Here is a 21,367-nt window from a genome sequence, read left to right as displayed (position 1 = left end):
AAGCGAAGTCGCTATTTTTTTACCTTCCAAGCAATCATTTTCGAAATAAGCAATATCCCCAGCGCCAAGATTGCGCACATCCCTGCCAAAATACCAACCGCCGCAATGGAGCTATCGCCCTCCAGCAAATGGTCAAAATCCAATTTTGTCAAGTTAAAAACAACGAGACCTGCAGCGCAAACCATTAAAATGTAAATTAGAATTTTCATAGTTTCGATTTTTATGATTTTTTTTAAGAGAACCCATCATTAAGGCAATCTTTTGGCTCCCCATTTAATTAAAAAGTTCCTGAATATTCGAAGTAAAAAGCTTCACCGCAATGGCCAACAAAATTACACCAAAAATCTTTTGGATTACAGCAATCCCATTTTTCCCGAGAAAACGCTGCAACCTTCCGGAGGTTTTTAGAACCACGTAAATAATAATAATATTTACGAGAATTGCCACTATAATATTCTGTATGGCATATTCCGCACGCAACGAAAGCAAGGTTGTCAAACTGCCGGGGCCGGCAAGCAAGGGGAACGCCAAAGGAAAAATGGAAGCCAAGTCTGGACTTGTATCTCCTTCCTTAAACAGCGTAACGCCAAGAATCATTTCCAACGCAATAAAAAACAGAATCAAAGATCCCGCAACAGCGAATTCGTTTACGTTTACACCTATAAGATGCAGAATACTTTCACCCAAAAAAAGAAAAACGATCATCACAATTGCAGCAATGATGGACGCCTTGCCGGAATTAATATACCCCGCCTTTTCGCGCAGCCCAATGATAATTGGAATACTCCCAATTATATCCACAACCGCAAAAAGAACCATGGTGGCCGTGGCAATTTGCTTAAAATTAAAATCCATTCCTTTTTATTTAAGGCCCCAAAATTAGGCAAATATTCCCTTTAGCTTATAATAAAGAATGGTAATAAAAGTAAAATTCTTTCAAAGGAATTATGGAAACAAAGTATCTTTGCCACATGTTTCAATTGGGCAAGACAATAGTTTCCGAAGATTTAATACAAAAGGATTTTGTATGCAACCTCAACGCTTGTAAAGGCGCCTGCTGTATCGAGGGTGAAGCCGGTGCACCTATCACCGCGGAAGAAGTTCATATTCTACAAGAAATTTATCCAAAAGTGAAGCCCTTTCTGCGTCCCGAAGGAATTGCGGCTATTGAAATCCAAGGCACCCATATTGAAACGGAGCACAACGAACTTGAAACTCCTTTGGTGGAAGGCAAGGAATGTGCCTACGTTACCTTCACGGAAATAGGCGTTGCCAGCTGTGGCATTGAAGACGCTTTCAACGCTGGGGAAATTGAATTCAGAAAACCAATTTCATGCCATCTATACCCAGTTCGGGTGCAAGAATATAGCGAATTTTCGGCGGTTAACTATCACCGCTGGCCAATATGCGATGATGCCTGCTCATTAGGAAAATCGCTTCAAGTGCCGGTTTATAAATTTGTGAAAACCGCACTTATTCGAAAATTTGGTGAAAATTGGTATGCTGAGCTTGAAAAGACAGCTTCTGAAATGTAGTTTATTCACTACAACTTCCTCATTTAGTTCTATTTTATTGACTTTGACTATATTAGCTGGTGAAATTCAATTTATCAATTATAACTAATAGCATCAAATATGAAAAAGTTTGTACTCGCTCTTTTTGTTTTTTCGGCATCCATAAGCTGCAAGGACAATCCCGTAAGCAAAAAAATTAGAGAAACGCGCGAAACAGTTTCAAACACCACCAATGCCGTGGAAGAAATGAACAAAATGCAGGACGATATTCAGGAGCTGCAAGAAACCACCCCGCTTACCAATGACCAATTAAAACAGTGGTTGCCCGTCGAGGTTAACGGAATGAAGCGCATTAGTTTTAAAGCGGGTCAAGCAGGAATGATGGGCATTGCCTCCATTGAAGCTACTTATGCAAACGAGGACAAATCCAAAAAGTTCTCTATTCACGTAATTGATGGTGCCGGACAAGTTGGTGCGGCCGCTACCGCAGGTCTTCGAATGTTGATGAGCCAAGATTTTGAAGAAGAAACGGAAACGGGTTCCCGAAAGACCATAACCAAAAATGGCACAAAAGCCATTGAGGAATACCGCTCCGGCAATAATAATAGTACTATTCAACTAATGAAAAAGAATCGGTTCTACCTCGAGGCAAAAGGAAATAATATGGATTTGGATGAAACTTGGGATGCCGTTGAAGAAATAAATTTGGAAAAATTAGGGTAAAAAAATAAAAACCGCTATTCCAAGAAAGCCGAAAACCTATGTGTTTTCGGCTTTTTTTGTGGGTGTTACATATGTTACAGTCTTTGTTACAATTGTTATATACAAGATTTATAAGCTGCCATACTTTTGTTTCAGAATAAAATCACTCATATCATTTCTCCCCAATTATAAAGTGAAAAAACAAGTATTAATTAAAAAAACATGTAATCATGAAAAATGTAATTACCTTTTTAATGTGCTCACTTTGTATTATCGCAGGGATAGCACAATCAGATGAAACCGGGAACGCGCTAATTGTTCCTGAAAGAACACCCGAACTTAACGTTCTTTACCAACAAGCAAAAGCACTTGAAGAAACTGGAACGGCAGCCCAAATCAATGCTAATATTCTTGCCATAAAAAATGCATGGCAGGAAATTGACCCTAATGTTGCAGCCCTTTACAATCCAATTGTAACTAACAAATTGCCCGAAACCGTCGAAAATTTTCCAATAAATGGAGTTTACACGCCGTCGGAAATACTTGAGCGCGATGGCCCTGGAATCATTCCTGAATGGGGGACTGACCAGCTATTGCGAAATGACTATATTGATGGAATTGATATGGATGCAGGCCGATCGTCAAAAGACATTTATATTGCTGCCTACGAAAACATAATTGATTTCGGCGGAACGTTTGATTCTATTTTTATCCATCGCTCCCAAGATGGCGGATTGACTTTCCAAGAGTGGCAAAAAGTGGGGGTAACCGCTCCTATGCGCAAATTGCAACTAATCACTTATGATGAGGCTGGCGGAGACAACTATTTAATAGCCTATCTCGTAACGGCAACGGAAAATCTTCAGGCATGGCGTTGGAACATGGCAAATGGTGCCTTTACTGCTGAAGTAATTGCCAGTGACGTGATAGATTTTGAAGTAGACACCAATTACCCGGGAAGCACAGGTTCACAACGTTCTTTTGCAACCTACCGAAAAAATACCAATACCATTTATTCAGCTCGAAGTACCTCCGGAGACTACGGATTTAACTGGGCCGATGAAACCTCCTTGGGAATTGTAGGGGAACAAGTGGCATTCAGTTATGGTTATGTAGGCAGCTGCTACACGGCTTTCATTGGCTTCAATAGCCGAAGCCTGCGCGCCAATGTTAGTGACAGTAACAATGACCCCGCTTCTTGGACCTCAAACGAAACAATTACAGACGGTGCACTTATCGAATCTTTGAATCCAACCATTCGATCCACACGCAAATCACTACCAAGCGATGAAGTGGTTATAATCACCTCATCCAGGCCCGAGGGAAGCTCAGATTCCTATACCGGGCAAGCATACTTGCGAGAAAATGAGGCTGCCTACACACCTTTAAATTACATTACGGCGGGTGCCGATGCAAGCGTGAGCCACATTGAATCCTGGATGCAAAAAGTGAATAATTCGGAAAAAATTGAGACGGCTTATGTTCGTGATGATATCGATAATTCGGAGAACGACCTAAACCGTTCCCATCAATATGACGGCACTGCATTTGGTCCATTTGAAGGAGTAGGCGATAGTGGCCTCGATGTTTTTGATGGCTTCCCTTCTGCAGTTGCGGAAACTTCTGACGAAAATCCTTGTATGGCTTTTGCCGGATCCAGTGGAGGTGGGATTTTTGGTTTCGGTCTTTATTTTGATGCCCAGAATTCTACCGCGTCCGTTGATGAAAACAGTTTCGACGGCTTCAAATTCTATCCAAATCCTGCACAAGAAGTTTTGAATCTCTCTGCCAAAAATAATATTGAGCATGTTTCAATCTATTCCATATTGGGACAAATGGTTTTGGAAACTTCGCCTCAACACAATGAAGCGATCATCCAAGTAGCTTCACTCACACCGGGTGTATATGTTTTGAAATTAGCCATTAATGGCCAATCGGCCACTCATAAATTCATTAAACAATAAGAGGAGATTGTTTAATTTTGAGAGAAAAGGACTTGCTTTATCGCGGTCCTTTTTTTATTTCCTGAATTCGACAAAATAATTTTTTCAAAATAGAGACTTGTTCATTCAGCAACAATGAGTATAAAAAAAGATCTGCGCAGGTGTTGACTTCTTTCATGTTTCCACACTAAAGAATTAAATAATTTTAATTAAAATAATGAAATAATGAAAAACGTAATTACCTTATTGATGTGTTCACTTTGTATTTTTACAGGTATTTCACAATCAGATTTAAGTCAGAAAACATTAATAATTCCTGAAAAAACGCCAGAATTAGAAGCCCTTTACCAACAAGCAGAGTATCTTAATGGAAATGGAACAGCCGCCGAAATAAATGCAAATATTGCGGCTACCAAAGCGGCTTGGCAATTAATTGATCCAAATATTGCGGCGCTTTACAAGCCTCTGATAGGCTCAGATCCTATATTTGGGCCTTCCGGCGAAGCGGCCGAACCTTCCACCAATAGTGTGAGCCGCACAGAACCACAACCAGTTTCACGTCCTGAATGGAACACAGACATATTAATTCACGAAGGTTATGTAGATGGATTGGATATGGATGTAGCCTTTTCTGGCGACCTCTATATTGGAATGTTCGAAAGTTTACCTGGAGCAAGTTCCCATACAGTCTCAATTTACAAGTCTACTGACAATGGAATCTCTTGGAGTCTTTTTGGCCATGAGGAAGTGAGTGCGGGACCAGCGATAAAGAAAATTCAAATGATTTCTATTGACGATTCTGGTTCAGGTGAAGATTTTATACTTATATATATACTTTTTGACAATGGACAATTTACCGCGCTCCGTTGGAACATGAGCAATGGCAATTACAGCTTTGATACAATAGTTTCAGGGGTAGAGGATTTTAGCGTGGATACAAATTATTCCGGTTCTGCCAGCCAACGCGTTTTTGCCACATATATTAAAACCGATAATTCTGTATACTCCGCCAGAAGTACCGCTGGAAGCTATGGTTTCAATTGGGCAGATGAAGTGTCATTAGGAATTTTAGGTGAACAGTTGGCCTTTACTTATGGGTTGAATGGTTCGTGCTACACAACATTTTTAGGTTATAATTCAAAAAATTTACGAGCTAACGTAAATGATAGCTATAACGATCCCGCATCTTGGGGTACAAACCTAACAATCACAGATAGCGCCGTAACGGAAATACTCAATCCAACTATTCGTGCCACAAGAAATGAAATTGTGGACGACAAAGTTTTAATTTTCGCCTCTTCTAGAGATGCAGGTTCCACAGATGCATATAAAGGAATTGCCTATTTACGTGAAAACGAAGGAACGTTTACGGTTTTTAGTGAAGTTGAGCCGGAACCCGGCTACAGCGTAAGCCATACGGACAGTTGGATACGAAAAGGATCCACGAATTCTGAAATAATTCAAACTAGTTATGTATTAAAACATGTTTCCAACACTTTAAACAACCAAAACAGATTGATGACCTTTAATGGAACTAATTTTCAACCTTCCGAAACCGTTGCTGATGAGCTAATCCATGTTTTCGATGGCTTTCCCTCCGCAGTAGCCGAAACAATCGATGCAAGCCCTTGCATGGCTTTCGCAGGGTCCAGCGGAGGTTTTGGATATAATCTTTATTTTGATTCTGCTAATTTCGTTTTAGGGACTGAAAACAATACCATAAATGATTTTAAATTATATCCCAATCCTTCAAAAGAAGTTTTGAACCTTTCAGCACAAAATTATATTGAGCATGTCTCAATCTATTCCGTATTGGGCCAAAAAGTTTTGGAAATTTCGCCCCAACAAAATGAGGCAACTATTAATGTAGCTTCATTTAATCCGGGTGTATATATCTTGAAATTAACCATCAACGGTAAATCGGCCACTCATAAATTCGTTAAAAAATAAGAGTTGATTTTTTGATGTTGAGAGAAAAGGACTTTGCTTCATAGCGGTCCTTTTTTTATTTATTCGAGTATCATTGCGGCTCCGTTTTTGATAATTATTTTCAGAAACCGATAGCTATCCGGCCATTTGCTTATATTTACGCCATGCGCAATTTTGTATTTATTCTACTTTTTTTCGGTATTTCCAAAGCTTTTTCTCAAAGCGATGCCTTGGCAAAAAATTATTTCGAACAGGGACAGTTTGAAAAGGCTTTAACCATTTACGAAAAACTAAGCAATCAAAATCCATATCGTTTAGACTATTTTCTGGCGATGGTAGCATCTTACCAACAAGTTGAAAAATTTTCAGAAGCTGAAAAATTGTTAAAGGAAAAACTTGGTGACGGTCGCAATTTTCCTCAGCTGTTTGTGGAAATTGGACACAACTATGTCCTTCAAAATAAACAGGAATTGGCCACAGATTATTACACTAAAGCGATTGAAACATTGAATACCAATCCAAGTTACGCATATAATGTTGGCGCCGCTTTCGAAAAATATAGTATGCTGGACCAAGCCGTCACCATATATGAAAAAGCAATGTCTTTGAGTGACAAAGTGGATTTCAATTCACATCTAGCGCAAATTTATGGGGAACAGGGCAAGCTAGAGAAAATGTTCGACAGCTATTTAAACCTTATTGTCAAAAATTTGAGTTTCAAAGCTGTGGCGCAGCGCTATTTCAGCATTTATATCACTGAAAATCCCACAAACGAAGCGAACATTACTTTCAAAAAAATCCTGCTACAGCGGTCGCAACAAAATCCGGACATTCTTTATAACGATTTGCTTAGCTGGCTGTTTATACAGCAAAAAGAATATAAAAAAGCTTTTGTGCAGGAAAAAGCAATTTACAAGCGCATTGGGGAGGATCTCTCCGGAATTACGGATCTGGCTTATATTGCCATTGCAGATGAAGATTATGAAACCGGCAGGGAAATTGTAAATTTCATTATTGAAAATTCCTATACGCCGGAAAATAAACTTCAAGGCAATCAGATCCTGATGAAAATGGAGGTAAAAACCGCCACGCCAAAACAATACCCAGAAGTAGAAAAAAAGTTTGAAAAACTGTTTGAGGAATTCGGTCGAGGCCGCGAAACCTATTTGCTGCAAATTGATTACAACCATTTTTTGGCATTTCAAAACAATCGAAAGGAAGAAGCTATCTCTAATCTCAAAAAACTCGCAAAAGATCAATTGAATGCCTATCAGGAAGCACGGGTAAAAATGGAACTCGCAGATATTTTGGTTTTTGACGAGAAATTCAACGAAGCGCTTATTTACTATTCCCAAATCCAGAAAAAAGTGCAAAGCGATGTGCTAGCGCAGGAAGCCCGCTTTAAAGTAGCACAAACTAGCTATTTCAAAGGCGATTTTGAATGGGCGCAAGTACAGTTGGACGTGCTCAAGAAATCCACCTCACAGCTAATGGCGAACGATGCCATGCAACTCAGCCTCTTGATTCGTGACAACTCGTTGGAAGACTCCACTCAAACTGCTCTCAGAAAATATGCACGGGCAGATTTACTGGCTTTTCAAGACAAAAATTCAGAATCAATCGCTGTTTTGGAAGATATTTTAACAAACAACAAAGGCGAAAAAATTGAGGATGAGGCCCTGTTGAAGCAGGGAAAACTTTTTGAAAAAACTGGCGAATTTGAAAAAGCAGAAACCAATTATTTGAAAATTATTGAATTTTACAAAGAAGACATTTTGGCCGATGATGCGCATTACCGTTTGGCGCAACTCTACGAAACAAAGCTCAACCAGCCCGAAAAAGCAAAGCAGGAATACGAACAGATTATTTTCAATTATGCGGACAGCATTTATTTTGTGGAAGCCCGAAAAAAATTCAGGTCGCTTCGGGGCGATGAAATTAATTAAATTCCAAAAGGACATTTGGTATTTGCTGCTTGATTTTTGAAATCTAAAAAATATGTACATCTACAACGTAACCATAAACATAGAAGAAAGCGTACACGAGCGTTGGCTCCAATGGATGAAAACTGAACATATTCCCGCCATGCTCGCCACTGGAAAATTCAGCAAAGCGTTGATGACGCGCGTGGTTATCGAGGAAGAAATGGGCGGAATTACTTATTCAGTTCAATACACGACAGACAGTAAGCAAACCCTGGAAAAATATTACAACGAAAACGCGCCAGAACTGCGTGCACAAGGCAAACCTTTTGAAGGGAAATTTGTGGCATTTCGTACCGAAATGGAAGTAATCGGGGAAGCCTACAACGAACTTTTTAAAAAAGATTAATTCGCTGCAATTATTTTTTCGATGCAAACAGATTCCAATTTTTTTAAATGAAAAAAGACCACTCCAAAAAGCCAAAAGAAAATTCGGAATCAAATACTGTACGGGCCAAAAAGCATCTCGGCCAACATTTTTTGAAGGATGAAGCTATTGCTGAAAAAATTGGCGATACACTGACTTTGAAAGGCTATGAAAATGTATTGGAAATTGGCCCGGGAATGGGCGTACTCACAAAGTATTTGATTCAAAAAAACATTGAAGTTATTGCCATGGATTTAGATACGGAATCCATCGTCTATTTGGAAAAAAACTTTCTCAATAAAAACCTTCAAATTGTTGAAGCAGACTTTCTTAAGCATGACCTTTCGCAACTTTTCCGAACGGAACAATTCGCCATAACGGGCAATTTTCCATATAATATTTCTACCCAAATAGTTTTTAAAGTGCTGGAATGGAAAGAGCAGATTCCAGAATTTACGGGAATGTTCCAAAAAGAAGTTGCGCAACGAATATGTGAAAAGGAAGGCAGCAAAACCTATGGAATTCTTTCAGTTTTGGCGCAGGCTTTTTATGAGGCCGAATATCTTTTTACCGTGCCGCCATCTGTTTTTAATCCGCCGCCAAAAGTTGAGAGCGGCGTACTTCGTTTAAAAAGAAAGGCAAATTTTGCCATTCCTTGTGATGAAAAAATGCTTTATAAAGTGGTGAAAACCGCCTTTCAGCAACGTAGAAAAACGCTTCGCAACAGTTTAAAATCCTTCAATCTTTCCGATAAAATAAAAGAAGATGCTATCTTTGGGCAACGCCCGGAACAACTTTCCGTTTCGCAATTTATAGCCCTCACCCAAAAACTGGAAAATGATGCAATTTCAACTGACAGATGAATTTATCGAGCAGGTTGAACAGCACATTGCCGATGACAATCGCAATGCGCTGACCGAACTTTTGCACGATTTTCACTTTGCCGATGTTGCCGAATTGCTTCACGAATTGGATACCGAAGAAGCAACTTATCTCATAAAACTTCTCGACAGCGAAATTACCAGCGAAGCGCTCATGGAGCTGGATGACGATTTCCGTGAGCGAATTTTGGACAATCTTTCCCCTTCTGAAATTGCCGATGAGCTCGACGAAATGGACACCGATGATGCAGCAGATATCATCGCGGAATTGGACGACGATGTTCAAAAACAGGTAATTGACCACATTGAGGACGAAGAGCACGCCGCCGATATTGTGGACCTTTTGCGTTACGATGAAGATACCGCTGGGGGTTTAATGGCGAAGGAATTGGTACGAGTAAAAGAAACCTGGACCGTGGCCGGTTGCGTTCGCGAAATGCGCCGGCAGGCCGAAAACGTTACCCGTGTGCACTCTATTTATGTTACCGATAAAGAAGGAAAACTGAAAGGAAGACTTTCGCTAAAAGATTTGCTCACAGCCCCCGGAAAGGCGCATATTAGCGAGGTTTACATTCCAAAGGTCGATTACGTAAATGTGCACACCGAAGCCGAGGATGTTGCCCGAATTATGCAGAAATACGATTTGGAAGCCATTCCCGTTGTTGATGATAACGGCGTTTTGGTGGGAAGAATCACCATCGATGATATTGTGGATTTCATAAAAGAAGAAGCCGAAAAAGATTACCAAATGGCCGCAGGTATTTCGCAAGATGTGGAAGCCGATGACGGTCTTTTTAAACAAACCCGTGCCCGACTTCCCTGGCTTATGATTGGAATGCTGGGCGGCCTCGGCGCAGCCAGTATTATTTCAGGATTTCAGACAATTTTAGAAAATTTTCCTAAACTTCTAATTTTCGTTCCACTAATACAGGCAACTGCGGGAAATGTGGGCGTACAGTCCAGTGCAATTGTAGTGCAGGGTTTGGCAAATGATACTTTAAGAGGAAACATTTTAACGCGCCTTTTGCGGGAATCAGGGCTTGCGCTCGTTAACGGTTTGGCGATTGCTTTGGTAGTTTTGGTAATAAGCCATTTTCTATTTTTCACCACTTATTTGGAATCCATCAGCATTGGCATCGCGCTTATTTCAGTAATAATTTTGGCGGCACTCATTGGCACTTTTATACCAATTATTTTGGACAAAAAAGGCATTGATCCAGCCGTAGCAACGGGTCCATTTATTACCACAAGCAACGATGTTTTTGGAATTCTCACCTATTTTCTAATTGCGAAATTAATTCTTGGATTTTGAAACCCTTTATTTTTAAGCAAAAATTTACCGTTCCAGATTCAGCCATCGACGGCTTAAACCACGTAAATAACGTTACTTATTTGCAGTGGTGCCTGGATGCCGCGGAAGCGCACTGGATTTCCAAAACTTCTGAAAAGCAACGAGAGGAATATGTTTGGGTAGTTTTGGAGCATTCCATTTCCTATAAAAACCCATCTTTTTTGGGCGAAGAACTTGAAACCCAAACGTGGATTGATAATTATGAAGGAGTAAAAAGCGAAAGATGTTACAAAATTATTCGCCCTTCCGATGGAAAGACTATTGTGGAAGCCAAAACACTTTGGTGCTTTTTGGATGCGAAAACCTTTCGCCCTATTAAAATTACAGGGGAAATTTCCCAACTCTTCATTTGAATATGAAAGGAAAGAATTCCCTTTCAAGACTATTATTTTCAATACTTTTGCCCAATAAAACCGCACCGCATTGAGCGTTTTCAAAAAACTTTTCAAACAAACTTTTATTTACGGATTGGCCACTGTGCTGCCGCGGATTTTAACGGTAATTCTCGTTCCGCTGTATGTAAAAGTTTTGTTGCCGGAAGAATACGGAATTTATTCAACCGTAATGGCTTTTTTAATTTTGGGGAATGTTTTGCTGAGCTACGGAATGGAAACGGCGTTTTTCAGATTTGTAACGAAAGACAAATCACAACAAAAAATTGTACAATCCACTACCCTTACTTCGCTTACGGTTTCGACACTTATTTTTTTGGGAATTACATTGCTTTTTACAAATTACATCGCAGAAGTCTCCGATTTTAAACCCGAGTATGTCACCTACGGATTGCTAATTTTAGCATTGGATGCATTAGTAGTGTTACCCTTTGTTTGGTTCCGCGCCAATGAAAAACCAATGAAATATGCGGTCGTTAAAATTTTCAATGTCGCTATAAATCTTGCACTCAATTTATTTTTCCTTTTACTGCTTCCAAAACTTGCAGAAAATAGTAATTATTGGAATTCACTTTGGTTCCCGGAAAATAAAGTTGCCTACGTTTTTATTGCGAATTTAATTGCGAGCGCTGTAACGCTTTTGGTTTTGCTTCCACTTTATTTGAAAATTGGTTTTGGTTTCAGCAAGATTATTTGGAAACAAATGATGAAATATGCCGTTCCAGTGCTTATCGCCGGCATCGCTTTCAGCATAAACGAAGCTTTTGATAGGATTCTACTGAAATATCTTTTGCCCGAAAATATTGCCGAAACGCAAGTAGGGCTTTATTCCGCTTGCTACAAATTGGGAATGTTTATGACACTTTTCGTGATGGCTTTCCGCTTGGGCATTGAACCCTTTTTCTTCAACCATTCCGGAAACGAAAACGCAAAAAATACCTATGCTACCATAACAAAATATTTCACCTTTTTTGGGTGTTTGATTCTTTTGGTAGTGGTTGTTTATATTGATATTTTTAAAAGAATTTTAATCCCAAACAGTCAATATTGGGAAGCATTGAAAATCGTCCCGCTCATTCTTTTGGCAAATCTATTTTTGGGCATTTACCACAACCTTTCTGTTTGGTACAAAGTTACCGACCGCACAAAGTTTGGTGCATACATTTCGATTTTTGCAGCCGTTGTGACGCTTGTTTTGAACTATATTTTAATTCCATTAATTGGTTATATGGGTTCAGCGATCGCAACGCTCGCCGCCTATGGAAGTATGATGGTCCTTTCGTACCTTTACGGCCGTAAATATTATAACGTACCATACGAAGTAAAAAAAATAAGCGGGTATTTGGTTTTGGCAATCAGTTTTTCCGCGATTTCCTTTTACGGATTTAATGGAAATATTTGGACGGGAACTGCGTTGTTATTAGTATTTGCCGCAATTATGTTCTATTCTGAAAAGAAAGAGTTTATGAAAATCATCCGAAAATAAATATTTCTGGTCGAGCACAGATGAGACCTTTTTTAAAATTGAAATATGAGTAAAAATCAAGAGATGCCCGCCTTTGCGAGCATAAAAATAATTAATAAATCCAACCACCCATTACCAAATTACGAAACAATCGCCTCCGCAGGAATGGATCTGCGAGCCTGCGTTGATGGCCCTTCAACTTTAAAACCATTGCAAAGAGCTATCGTAAAAACTGGACTTTTTATTGAATTGCCCGTCGGTTACGAAGCACAGGTTCGCCCACGTAGCGGTTTGGCGGCGAAAAAAGGAATTACAGTTTTAAATTCTCCCGGAACAATTGATGCCGATTATCGTGGTGAAATTGGAGTGATTTTAGTAAATCTTTCCAATGAGGATTTCACTATTGAGCACGGCGAGCGTATTGCACAATTAGTAATCGCGAAACACGAGCGCGCCGTTTGGGAAGAAGTTGAGGCGCTGGGAGAAACCACCCGCGGCGTTGGCGGATTTGGAAGTACCGGATTGAAATGACCAATTCCCGCGAAGGCGGGAATCTAAAACTTTTTTAACCTAAGAAATAAATTGAAGTTCAATTAAAAAAATTCCCGCTTTCGCGGTATAAAAAATGAAAATAATAGTCCCAATGGCAGGTCGCGGCAGCCGCCTTCGCCCACATACACTCACGGTTCCAAAGCCGTTGATTCCCGTTGCGGGAAAACCAATCGTCCATCGGTTGGTGGAAGATATCGCCGAAGTTTTGAACCAGAATATTGACGAAATCGCTTTCATTCTCGGCGATCCAGCTTTTTTTGGGGAGGATGTGGTTAAAAGTTTGAAAAAGCTAGCTGAAAATCTGGGTGCAAAACCAACCATTTATCGCCAACTCGACCCTAAGGGAACGGGCCACGCCATTATGTGCGCCAAGGAATCGCTTTCCGGTCCTGCGGTTATTGCTTATGCCGATACATTGATTCGCGCTGATTTTGATTTGGACAAAAACGCCGATGCCGTCATTTGGACTAAAAAAGTAGCAAATCCCGAGGCCTACGGCGTGGTAAATCTTAATGATAAAAATGAAATAATTGAGCTTGTTGAAAAGCCAAAAGAATTTGTGAGCGACCAAGCCGTTATTGGTATTTACTATTTTAAGGATGTTTCGGAATTGAAAAATGAGCTGCAATTTGTTTTAGACCACAACATCATCAATGGCGGCGAATACCAAATAAATGATGGCATTAAAAGAATGATGGCCGACGGCAAAATTTTCAAAACCGGAACGGTGGATGAATGGATGGACTGCGGCAATAAGGACGTTACAATTGAAACTAACCAAAGAATGCTCGACTTTCTTTCCGCAGCAAAGGAAGCGTTGATTTCAAAAAACATTACGAATAAAAATTCAAAAATAATTGAGCCCTGTTTTATCGCGGATGGCGTGATTTTGAATAACAGCACCATTGGGCCACACGTTTCCATTGGCGAAGGCACAGTAATTGAGGACAGCACTGTTAAAAACAGTATAATCCAAACCAATTCAAAAATCAAAAATGCTACTTTGGACAACGCAATGATTGGCAATTACGCTACTTTTGATGGAAAATTTACCAATGTGAGTATCGGCGATTATTCCGAATTGAAATAACAAAAAAAATGCTTCCCAGAGCATAATCAAGGGGTGCTAAAATATAGGTTTCGACTGCGCTCGAACAGACAATAAATTTGAAACGAAAATTTATATACATACTTCTAATTTTCTTCGGAACAATTCTTCCGCAGCAATCGTATTCCCAAGAAATTGAAAATGATTCCATTGCGGCACAGTCCGACAATCTCGGAAACGTTACCGATGCATTTCAGGAAAACTTTTTTGAAGCGTTAAAACAAAAGGGAATTGAAAATTATGAATTGGCATTGATTGCATTGAACAAAGCCGAAAAAGTCGCAAATACGGAAAAAAACAAATCGGTGGTTTATTTTGAAATGGGGAAAAACCACACCTATTTGAAGCAATATGCGCAAGCCGAGGAAAATTTCAATAAGGTTTTAAAAACCGAAGGCGACAGACTGGACGTTCTGGAGCAGTTTTACGAACTGTACTATCAGCAAAAGGAATATGAAAAGTCAATTCCGTTGGTGCAGAAACTTATTCCATTTGATGACGATTACAAAGAAGATCTTGCCAATCTTTATACCTTAACGAAGCAATACGATAAGGCTCTGGCGCAACTGGATGAATTGGATGACGTGTGGGGCGAAAGCGATATTCGAAATGCGCTGCGCTCGCAGATTTACCGAATAACAGGAAATACCAGCGGTGCCATTGAAAATCTGGAAGAAAAAATTGAAACCAATCCAAAAAACGAAAAGGAATATCTCAACCTTATTTTTCTTTACAGCGAACAAGGAAATTCAGAAAAAGCGTTTGAGGCCGCAAAAAATCTATTGAGTAACAATCCAAAATCGGAACTCGTCCATTTGGCTCTTTATAAATTTTATTTGGATGAGGGCAATGCTCCCGAAGCAATAAAATCAATGAAAACGGTTTTTGCCTCGGAAGAAGTTGATAAGGAAACGAAGTATAAAGTATTGGGCGATTTTATTCAGTTTGTAAATGAAAATCCGCAATACGAAAGCGAATTGGCCACAATCGTTGAAAATTTTTCCATCGAAAATGCGCGTGTTTATGAAAAGCTCGGTGATTATTATGCGGCGAAGAACCGAAAGGAAGATGCGCTGAATGCGTACGAAAAAGGTATTGCAACCGATCCGGATAATTACAATCTTCTAAAAAACACGTTGCTGTTTCAAATCGATTTTAAAAAATTTGATGCCGCCGAAAAATTGAGTTCCGAGGGCTTGGAGATATTTCCCGCGCAAGCGTTGCTATATTTATTGAACGGCGTTGCAAACAACGGTCTCAACAAAAGTGATGACGCCATTGAAAGTTTGGAAACCGGTCTCGATTTCATTTTGGAAGACCCAAAAATGGAAGTCGATTTTTACCAACAATTAGGTGTGGCCTACACCTCAAAAGGCGATTCAAAAAAAGCGAAGCTGTATTCTGAAAAAGCATCTTCCATTAAAATGCCCAATTGAAAACTATGAAATTTAAATCGGTATATATTCTACTTTTAATTGTACTAACTTCCTGCGGCGGCACGAAAAATATTTCAAATGTTGAAGATGTTTCCGCAAAAGAAGTGATTGCCGCCCATAAAGCGGCCGCGCCGGAGTTTAAAACGCTGGCCGGTCGCGTGCAACTCGTTTATGAAACCGATGCAAAACTGCAGAGCGTCACCGTCAGCCTACGGATGGAAAAGGATAAAAATATTTGGGTGAAAGCTTCCGTTTTGGGAATTACCATTGCCAAAGTTCTAATTACACCAACGCGCGTTAGCTATTATGAAACCATTGGTAAAACTTATTTTGAAGGCGATTTTGCCTTGCTCGGCGACTGGATCGGGACGCCCATCAATTTTCAGCAAGCGCAGAGCCTACTATTGGGCCAATCCATTTTCACCTTAAATGCTTCGGAATATTCGGCGGGAGTTTTTCAGAATAAATTTAAAGTGCAGCCAAAACAACAGGCACAAAATTTTATACATTCGCTCTTTTTAAATCCTGAAAACTTCAAAATTGCTTCCGAAACGCTTTCACAGCCGCAGGATGACCGATTGCTGAGCATTCGCTACGGTGATTATCAAAAATTGGAAGGACAGTTTTTTCCATCCACAATATTAATTGATACTTCGGAAAAAGGCGAAAAAACAAAGATTGAAATCAACTACAAAAAAATTGACTTGAATGTGGACGTGAGCTTTCCGTTTGAAATTCCTGCCGGTTACGATCAAATCCAACTAAACTAAATGAATCATTTTCGCAAATATCTTTTCTTTTTCTGTCTGATTGCGGTTTCTACCGTTTCCGCCCAAATTGACAAACAGAAAGAATTGGAAGAAAAAAGACAGGCAATTCTTGAGGAAATAAAGCAGATCAATTCACTCCTATTCAAAACGAAAAAGGAGGAAAAATCGGTGTTAACGCAAGTTCAGGATTTAAATCAACGTATTTCGGCTTCGGAAAATTTAATTCGGGTGACCAACCAACAAGCAAATTTGCTTACGCGAAATATAAACGACAATATTAACCGGATAAGTGCCCTTCGCGAGGAATTGAAAATAATGAAGGCCGACTATGCCGCAATGATCCAAAAATCATACAAAAGCAAGAGCCAACAAAGCCGAATAATGTTTTTGCTTTCTTCGGAAAATTTTTTACAGGCATACAAGCGCGTTCAATATATGAAGCAATATGCCAAATTCCGAAAAAAACAGGGCGAGGGCATCAAAGCGAAAACGGAGGAACTGCAGCAACTCAATGCAGATTTGATTGAACAAAAAAAGACAAAGCAAAAGCTTATTGCCGAAAATGAATTGGCCAAAAAACGTTTGACCGAAGAGCGCAAAGACCAGCAGGATTTAGTGGCCACGTTGAAAAAAGACGAAAGCAAGTTCACCGCTCAAATACGCACCAAACAAAAACAGGCCGATGAAATTGACCGACAAATTGATGCGCTAATAAAAGCCGCAATTGAGGAAGCAAACAGAATAGCGCGGGAAAAAGCGCTTGCCGAAGCAAAGAAAAAAGAGAATACCGCAACACCGTCAACAAAAACTGAAGTAACAAAACCCGCAAAAACTGAGGAATTTGCATTAACCGCCGAAGATAAAGCGCTTGCGGCAAGTTTCACGAGTAATAAAGGAAAGTTGCCATGGCCGGTTGAAAAGGGAATGGTAGTAAAAAGTTTTGGAACGCATCAGCACCCACAATTTCCGAACGTAACCACAAACAGCAGCGGAGTGGAAATCGCCACTGCCGATAATGCTGCCGTACGTTCAATTTTTGAAGGGCAGGTTATGTCCATTCAAGTAATTAAAGGGGCGAATAAGGTTGTGTTTATTCAACACGGGGATTATATTTCGGTTTATAGTAATCTCGCTTCGGTGTCGGTTAAAAAGGGCGATAAGGTTTCAACCAAACAAACTATTGGTTTGGTGGCAAAAAGCCCAACAGAGGGAAAAACAGTTTTGAAGTTCTACATTTATCAAAACAAAACAAAAATAAATCCGGCAGATTGGATTTACAGAATGTAAAAAAAGGGAGCCTAACTGGCTCCCTTTTACTATCTCAATTTTTATTTGGAATACTAATTAACTATCAATTTTTTGGTAGCCATATTTTCTCCCGACTTGATTTTTACAAAGTAAATACCCGATGCGTAGTTGGAGACATTCAGTACCGCCTGCGTTTTCCCGGTCATTTCCGCCTCTGAAATAACGTGTAAACGTTGGCCTAAACTGTTGAATAATGTAATTGATACATTGTTCCGAACAGTATTCAAATTGATGAATACTTCGCTAGAGGCCGGATTTGGAAACATTGTAATGTTCCCAAAATCTTGCTTGGAAATGCCCAATGAGCCCCTAACATTGATGTTATCTACGAAAGTACTATTGCCATATCCATTTATGTTCACAAAACGGAACTGTACTTTTTCACCCAAATAAGGTGCTAAATCAATTGTTTCTGTTCGCCAATGGGAGGCAGAAGTCGGGGTCCAAGTGCTAGACTGATAACCGGAAACGGTTGAAAGGTCCAGGCCATCCTTGAAATAAATTTGTGAAAAAGTTGCCCCACAATCTATTGATATATCAACTCTGAATGCGTCTGAGAAACTTGTGGAAAATTGGGCTTTTGCCAAATCAAAATCTAAAGCGGCAGAAGTAGCAGTGGACAAGTCTATAAATAAAGTCTCCAAAGCATCTTCTTCGCCAGCAGCATTATAAGAAAAATTGTCCAAATATGCGGCTGTCGTCGAAGCGCCATCACTACCGGTGATACCATTTCTTTCTACCCAAGTATCCTGGTTATCGGCATTAAGAATATTCCAGCCCGGAGGCGGAACTCCGTTGCTATCGAACGGCTCTTCAAAATCCAATGGTTCGGCATCAGTAGCAGCATAGAAATTTAGAACGTCTTCATCATTACTTGGATTTTCATCGCCAGTTAGATTGACTGAAACCGTAAGAGTATAATTGCCGGAGGCGATAATATTCAGCGGTTCGGTAAAATCGTAAACAGCCTGTCCGCCGGGAGCTATCGATCCCGTAAAGGTTTCCACAACGGCCGGTTCACTGTTCAATTGATAGCTTACTTCGAAATTGCTTTCAGTAGTACTTCCAAAGTTTCTAATAGTGGTCGAAACAATAGCTGGACCAGGATTACAAACCAGATTGAAATCACTCGGGTCATTGTTGCTTTCTATGGACAAATCATTCGCAAGAGAACAATTCAGCAATCCGCCAGCATAATATACAGCGATGCTCCTTCTTCCCTCCCAATCATCCGCAGCATTTTTTGCAACTGCAGCATACCACATTGGGGCTGAAGGATCCGAAATTGTAACGGTAATATTATTGGTAGTTGAAGTGCCCGCAACTTCCATATATTTCTCGCCCAAAATATATAAATCATACGATTCCGCTCCGCTCACCGCAGTCCACGAAAAAGTGGCCTCCGTGGGACAGAGTTGTGTAACTTGCACATTGGTAACCAAAGGTGCTATGGAGAACGTTTCATCACTTACGTCCTGCGACGAACCGTTGGTAACTCTAATTAGCGCATCACCAGTTACTGAATTTGGAACCGTCCACCCATAATTAGTAGTTGTGTTCGGAACTGTAGCAATAGCATTCCAAGAGCTACCGTTGTTGGTGGAATATTCAAGAACAAAGTTTCCAGTGGTATTGACGGCAACTGCATCCCAATGAATGGATTCAGTTTCACCGGGCACGAAGCTTTCGCCTGCATTTGGATATGTTACAGTTATGTTGTCAGAAATTATTTCATATACTACAAAATATTCCTGAGGTCCCATCGGAACATTAAATCCTGAAATATTGATATTATAATTGCCCGAAGCAGGATTGTTTACCAATACTTGTTCAACATTGTTCAAATGGTCGGGACCATTTGTAGCGGGAAGATCCAAGGTAACAGGATTGGGAGTATGATCTAAAATATAAGGTTCCAAATCATTATTGGATGGGTCAGTTACCAAAAGATCCAAGTCGTTCACCAAAGCAGGATTGGCGCCTGGGGAAGCAGGGCTATCACTCCAATAAACCATAAATCGAACCTGTTTTGTTCCAGCAGGTACATTTATGGAATGGTCGTTTGATCCCCCTTGGGAAATAGTGCTGGAAAGATAACGATTGTCCTCAATAAGTTTCGCGGCGCGTAATCCGTTCACGATTCCCCAGCCGAATTTATAGTCTGGCCCAACATTCCCCGCATCGTTCGCCGTATTCATTAAAGTTGCCTTTATAAGCGCAGAAGGAGGAAGAACATTTCCATTTGCTTCGGAATAAGCCTGATATAACTGTGCAGAAACTCCGGCAATTCCGGGCGAAGCTCCCGAAGTACCCCCAAAACTTTGATAGGTATTATTTTCAGCAGTTGAAATTTGATTTTGTCCGTTTGCCGCTATGTCCGGTTTTATCCTTCCATCATGAGCCGGGCCGCGACTGCTGGATGTTACTAGGGAACCGTCAAAATAAACGTTTGCCGTTGCAATCACATTCTTGCCCTGTTTATGGCCTCCGGTAATATTTCCCCATTGGCTTCCGGCACCGTAACCACAATTATTACCATTGGAATTACCGGCGGAAAAAGTATGTTGCAAATTCGGCATATTGTGAACTTGTGTATCAACCGTTTGGGTGATAGTGGTATAGCCGTCATTACAGCCGTTGCTGTATGATGAATTCGTGATAAGTACATCGCCGCTATTGATTAGCGAAACTGTTGGCGAATCCAAAAAGTTGGGTTGATAATTTACTACATAAAGCAAGGAACCTGCAGCCATACCTCGGTTGGAGGGATTCAAATTCCCGGCGCCGGACATAATGCCCGAAACACCGTCGCCATGTGTTTGGCCTGTACCGCTGGCAAGTGAATTGTCAATTCTTCCCTTAAAATCAATATGCGGGCCCACAATACCATCATCGCGGCACATTACCCCAATATTCAAACCGGTATAATTCCTTCCTGCCGAAGTCTGCGTATCCAAATTGCTTGAGCGATGCAGACTACGCCCTCGAGTGTCGTCTGGAGTTGATGGAGCCACAATAAGTTCAACCCATTTAACAAACGGTTGGCTCGCCAAATCTTCCAAACAATTATCGGGTATGGCAAGATCTATGATATTCGACCCTTTATATTGTTGCTTCACCGCGATCTGCTTTTCAGCCAGCTGCTGGATTACATATTCTGCCGAAACATTTTTATGGAATTGAAGGGTAACCAAAATATTATTTCCATCCATCGCATAATTATCATAAGGTGGATATTTAAGTGATGCCGCAATTTTTGCATTTGCCGGTACCGTTATAATACTGCGTACCCCGTTGTTTCGCAATAAATTTACGTCTGTGTTTTTTGGAAAGAATGCCAAATATGTTTTGTGGGGAATATATTCCAACAATTCTATTTTTTGCTGTTTAAAGAGATCTTGCACGTTCTGGGTGGGCGTTTCATAAAACTGAAGCCATGCAACATAACCATTGGCCAGTTTGGCAGCTTCGGACAGTTGGTTCCATTGAAATGTGTCAATATTTTCAGGAATATTGAAAGTTTCGCCCTGAAAATTTATTTCAGAATTATTTTGTCCAAATGAGAATGAAAACACTAAGGTCATCGTCACAAAAACAAAATTTCGGAATGTAGATAAAGTAGATTTTTGTTTCATCGATTAAAGATTTTGAAAGGGTTGAAAATATA

At 40.2% G+C, this 21,367-nt stretch carries 18 protein-coding genes; 15 read left to right on the top strand and 3 right to left on the bottom strand.

Annotated elements, in window-relative coordinates:
* Nucleotides 1-11: 11 nt before the first annotated feature.
* Nucleotides 12-209 (bottom strand): hypothetical protein, encoded by a 198-nt coding sequence (locus QRD02_RS02570; protein WP_290253331.1) that lies wholly within the window; start codon nucleotides 207-209, stop codon nucleotides 12-14.
* Between the two features lie 64 nt (nucleotides 210-273).
* A complete protein-coding gene (locus QRD02_RS02565) occupies nucleotides 274-855 on the bottom strand; it encodes a MarC family protein (RefSeq protein WP_290253330.1) in 582 nt (193 codons plus the stop codon).
* A 116-nt stretch (nucleotides 856-971) separates the two neighbouring features.
* Here QRD02_RS02565 and QRD02_RS02560 point away from each other — a divergent pair, with 116 nt between their 5' ends.
* From QRD02_RS02560 to QRD02_RS02490, 15 genes are all read left to right on the top strand, one after another.
* Nucleotides 972-1,535, top strand: a complete 564-nt coding sequence (locus QRD02_RS02560) for a DUF3109 family protein (RefSeq protein WP_290253487.1) — start codon at nucleotides 972-974, stop codon at nucleotides 1,533-1,535.
* Between the two features lie 99 nt (nucleotides 1,536-1,634).
* Nucleotides 1,635-2,237, top strand: a complete 603-nt coding sequence (locus tag QRD02_RS02555; protein ID WP_290253329.1) for a hypothetical protein — start codon at nucleotides 1,635-1,637, stop codon at nucleotides 2,235-2,237.
* Between the two features lie 209 nt (nucleotides 2,238-2,446).
* Nucleotides 2,447-4,180 (top strand): T9SS type A sorting domain-containing protein, encoded by a 1,734-nt coding sequence (locus QRD02_RS02550; RefSeq protein ID WP_290253328.1) that lies wholly within the window; start codon nucleotides 2,447-2,449, stop codon nucleotides 4,178-4,180.
* Nucleotides 4,181-4,384: 204 nt separating this feature from the next.
* Nucleotides 4,385-6,109 carry a T9SS type A sorting domain-containing protein gene (locus tag QRD02_RS02545; RefSeq protein ID WP_290253327.1) on the top strand — a complete coding sequence of 575 codons (1,725 nt, stop codon included), beginning with the start codon at nucleotides 4,385-4,387 and terminating at the stop codon, nucleotides 6,107-6,109.
* A 143-nt stretch (nucleotides 6,110-6,252) separates the two neighbouring features.
* Nucleotides 6,253-8,034, top strand: a complete 1,782-nt coding sequence (locus tag QRD02_RS02540) for a tetratricopeptide repeat protein (RefSeq protein ID WP_290253326.1) — start codon at nucleotides 6,253-6,255, stop codon at nucleotides 8,032-8,034.
* A 52-nt stretch (nucleotides 8,035-8,086) separates the two neighbouring features.
* Nucleotides 8,087-8,419: a DUF4286 family protein gene (locus tag QRD02_RS02535; RefSeq protein WP_290253325.1), complete on the top strand. Its 333-nt coding sequence runs from the start codon at nucleotides 8,087-8,089 to the stop codon at nucleotides 8,417-8,419.
* A gap of 47 nt (nucleotides 8,420-8,466) precedes the next feature.
* Entirely contained in the window at nucleotides 8,467-9,300 is an 834-nt protein-coding gene (rsmA, locus tag QRD02_RS02530) for a 16S rRNA (adenine(1518)-N(6)/adenine(1519)-N(6))-dimethyltransferase RsmA (RefSeq protein WP_290253324.1), read from the top strand.
* The gene (gene mgtE, locus QRD02_RS02525; RefSeq protein ID WP_290253323.1) at nucleotides 9,275-10,630 is read left to right on the top strand and encodes a magnesium transporter; all 1,356 of its coding nucleotides are present in this window, start codon (nucleotides 9,275-9,277) and stop codon (nucleotides 10,628-10,630) included. The genes rsmA and mgtE overlap by 26 nt, the downstream gene beginning before the upstream one ends.
* The gene (locus tag QRD02_RS02520; protein WP_290253322.1) at nucleotides 10,627-11,022 is read left to right on the top strand and encodes an acyl-CoA thioesterase; all 396 of its coding nucleotides are present in this window, start codon (nucleotides 10,627-10,629) and stop codon (nucleotides 11,020-11,022) included. Before mgtE ends, QRD02_RS02520 begins: the two co-directional genes overlap by 4 nt.
* Nucleotides 11,023-11,092: 70 nt before the next feature.
* Nucleotides 11,093-12,547: an oligosaccharide flippase family protein gene (locus QRD02_RS02515; protein ID WP_290253321.1), complete on the top strand. Its 1,455-nt coding sequence runs from the start codon at nucleotides 11,093-11,095 to the stop codon at nucleotides 12,545-12,547.
* Between the two features lie 63 nt (nucleotides 12,548-12,610).
* Nucleotides 12,611-13,057: a dUTP diphosphatase gene (gene dut / locus QRD02_RS02510; RefSeq protein ID WP_290253486.1), complete on the top strand. Its 447-nt coding sequence runs from the start codon at nucleotides 12,611-12,613 to the stop codon at nucleotides 13,055-13,057.
* A 94-nt stretch (nucleotides 13,058-13,151) separates the two neighbouring features.
* Complete coding sequence (locus QRD02_RS02505) at nucleotides 13,152-14,168, top strand: sugar phosphate nucleotidyltransferase (protein WP_290253320.1); 1,017 nt, start codon at nucleotides 13,152-13,154, stop codon at nucleotides 14,166-14,168.
* Between the two features lie 77 nt (nucleotides 14,169-14,245).
* On the top strand, nucleotides 14,246-15,622 hold the full coding sequence (locus QRD02_RS02500) for a tetratricopeptide repeat protein (protein ID WP_290253319.1): 1,377 nt from the start codon (nucleotides 14,246-14,248) through the stop codon (nucleotides 15,620-15,622).
* A 5-nt stretch (nucleotides 15,623-15,627) separates the two neighbouring features.
* Complete coding sequence (gene lolB1, locus QRD02_RS02495) at nucleotides 15,628-16,392, top strand: lipoprotein insertase outer membrane protein LolB1 (RefSeq protein WP_290253318.1); 765 nt, start codon at nucleotides 15,628-15,630, stop codon at nucleotides 16,390-16,392.
* Nucleotides 16,393-17,679 (top strand): murein hydrolase activator EnvC family protein, encoded by a 1,287-nt coding sequence (locus tag QRD02_RS02490; protein ID WP_290253317.1) that lies wholly within the window; start codon nucleotides 16,393-16,395, stop codon nucleotides 17,677-17,679.
* Nucleotides 17,680-17,732: 53 nt separating this feature from the next.
* On the opposite strand, the gene QRD02_RS02485 is transcribed toward QRD02_RS02490, so the two are convergent.
* Nucleotides 17,733-21,335, bottom strand: a complete 3,603-nt coding sequence (locus QRD02_RS02485) for a S8 family serine peptidase (protein WP_290253316.1) — start codon at nucleotides 21,333-21,335, stop codon at nucleotides 17,733-17,735.
* Nucleotides 21,336-21,367 lie beyond the last annotated feature (32 nt).

Source organism: Aequorivita aurantiaca (genome assembly GCF_030410135.1).
Lineage (GTDB): Bacteria > Bacteroidota > Bacteroidia > Flavobacteriales > Flavobacteriaceae > Aequorivita > Aequorivita aurantiaca.
This window is presented reverse-complemented; position numbering and strand designations above follow the sequence as displayed.